This is a genomic window from Microbacterium sp. NPDC060132, assembly GCF_042729675.1.
In the GTDB taxonomy this organism is placed as follows: domain Bacteria; phylum Actinomycetota; class Actinomycetes; order Actinomycetales; family Microbacteriaceae; genus Microbacterium; species Microbacterium sufflavum.
Genome location: NZ_JBHWXU010000004.1, coordinates 1 through 2,619, shown reverse-complemented (window position 1 = coordinate 2,619; position 2,619 = coordinate 1). Strand labels below are relative to the sequence as shown.

The following is a 2,619-nucleotide window of genomic DNA, read 5'->3' as shown; positions in this document are numbered from 1 at the left end:
CCCTGCAGCATCGCAATGTCCTTTGTCGCTTTGTAAAACCAGTATCCGAACGTTTTCCGCAGGGTATGGTTGCCGACATGGTCGACACCAGCAAAGTCGGCGGCCTTATTTAACTGCCGGTATGCCTGGGTCGGCGTGATGGCGCCGTCCCCCTTCCGGGATGGAAAAAGCCACTCACTGTCCACATTGACGGCATAGCCGTAGACTTCCTGAAAACAGTTTTCAAGGTACATCTCCCTGATTTTTTGTGTTTTTCCCTCTTTGATGCGCAGTATCTTCGTGTACTTTCCTTTCAAATTCAGAATCTGTTTGGTTTTGAGTCGTAAAAGATCTCCAACTCGCAGCCCGGTTTCACAGCCAAGGACAAACAGAATGTAATCACGTTCCGAACAATGGCGTTTAAGCGCCCACTTCATATCTTCCAGCTGCTGCTGGTTCCGAATGGGCTGCACGTTCTTAATAGGGTTCATAATTGTGTCCCCTTCTTTTTCAAGACGTTCCGAAAAGGTTGCGAGCCCTTATAAAACGGATACTTGAATGTATGATTTTATGTATTTATCTTCATTATAAGGATTAAAAACGAAGGAAGTCAATGAAATCAAGGAAATGAATGTACGGTCGTCTACAGAATCATACATAAAGTAACTTGCTAAAAAAATCATTGACATCATGTGTAAACTCTTTTATCATAAGGGAGTTGCTTATTTAGCAAGCAAGGCATTTTTGATCTTAGAAATTATTGATAGAGCAGTAAAAACAAGATCGAACATGTTCTTGAAAAAAACTATTGACGTCTTATTGAAATAGTAGTAAGATTAGGTAGTCGCTAAGAAATAGCGATTTTAAAAATAACTAACATTCTTCGCAGAAGTTGACAACTACTCAACTTCGTGATATGATGATTAAGTTGTTAAAGTGATTGCTCTTTGAAAACTGAACAAAACTAAGCGCCAACGTTTTAAAATAGTGAGCACACACTCTAAAAGCAAATGAGCAAGTCAAACATTTCTTCGGAGAGTTTGATCCTGGCTCAGGACGAACGCTGGCGGCGTGCCTAATACATGCAAGTCGAGCGGACAGATGGGAGCTTGCTCCCTGATGTTAGCGGCGGACGGGTGAGTAACACGTGGGTAACCTGCCTGTAAGACTGGGATAACTCCGGGAAACCGGGGCTAATACCGGATACGTTCTTTCCTCGCATGAGGAAAGATGGAAAGACGGTTTCGGCTGTCACTTACAGATGGACCCGCGGCGCATTAGCTAGTTGGTGAGGTAACGGCTCACCAAGGCGACGATGCGTAGCCGACCTGAGAGGGTGATCGGCCACACTGGGACTGAGACACGGCCCAGACTCCTACGGGAGGCAGCAGTAGGGAATCTTCCGCAATGGACGAAAGTCTGACGGAGCAACGCCGCGTGAGTGATGAAGGTTTTCGGATCGTAAAGCTCTGTTGTTAGGGAAGAACAAGTGCCAGAGTAAATGCTGGCACCTTGACGGTACCTAACCAGAAAGCCACGGCTAACTACGTGCCAGCAGCCGCGGTAATACGTAGGTGGCAAGCGTTGTCCGGAATTATTGGGCGTAAAGCGCGCGCAGGTGGTTCCTTAAGTCTGATGTGAAAGCCCACGGCTCAACCGTGGAGGGTCATTGGAAACTGGGGAACTTGAGTGCAGAAGAGGAAAGTGGAATTCCAAGTGTAGCGGTGAAATGCGTAGAGATTTGGAGGAACACCAGTGGCGAAGGCGACTTTCTGGTCTGTAACTGACACTGAGGCGCGAAAGCGTGGGGAGCGAACAGGATTAGATACCCTGGTAGTCCACGCCGTAAACGATGAGTGCTAAGTGTTAGAGGGTTTCCGCCCTTTAGTGCTGCAGCTAACGCATTAAGCACTCCGCCTGGGGAGTACGGCCGCAAGGCTGAAACTCAAAGGAATTGACGGGGGCCCGCACAAGCGGTGGAGCATGTGGTTTAATTCGAAGCAACGCGAAGAACCTTACCAGGTCTTGACATCCTCTGACAACCCTAGAGATAGGGCGTCCCCTTCGGGGGCAGAGTGACAGGTGGTGCATGGTTGTCGTCAGCTCGTGTCGTGAGATGTTGGGTTAAGTCCCGCAACGAGCGCAACCCTTGATCTTAGTTGCCAGCATTCAGTTGGGCACTCTAAGGTGACTGCCGGTGACAAACCGGAGGAAGGTGGGGATGACGTCAAATCATCATGCCCCTTATGACCTGGGCTACACACGTGCTACAATGGATGGTACAAAGGGCAGCAAAGCCGCGAGGCCGAGCAAATCCCATAAAGCCATTCTCAGTTCGGATTGCAGGCTGCAACTCGCCTGCATGAAGCCGGAATCGCTAGTAATCGCGGATCAGCATGCCGCGGTGAATACGTTCCCGGGCCTTGTACACACCGCCCGTCACACCACGAGAGTTTGTAACACCCGAAGTCGGTGGGGTAACCTTTATGGAGCCAGCCGCCTAAGGTGGGACAGATGATTGGGGTGAAGTCGTAACAAGGTAGCCGTATCGGAAGGTGCGGCTGGATCACCTCCTTTCTAAGGATTTTAACGGAATATAAGACCTTGGGTCTTATAAACAGAACGTTCCCTGTCTTGTTT

General features: G+C 48.9%; 1 protein-coding gene and 1 rRNA gene. One reads left to right on the top strand and one right to left on the bottom strand.

Annotated features, from left to right (window positions below; translation table 11 throughout):
- A partial coding sequence (locus ACFWCH_RS17670) for a tyrosine-type recombinase/integrase (protein ID WP_378803954.1) occupies nt 1–452 on the bottom strand: 452 nt, incomplete at its 3' end.
- Nucleotides 453–1,007: 555 nt separating this feature from the next.
- Here ACFWCH_RS17670 and ACFWCH_RS17665 point away from each other — a divergent pair.
- Nucleotides 1,008–2,556, top strand: a 16S ribosomal RNA gene (locus tag ACFWCH_RS17665).
- Nucleotides 2,557–2,619: the final 63 nt, after the last annotated feature.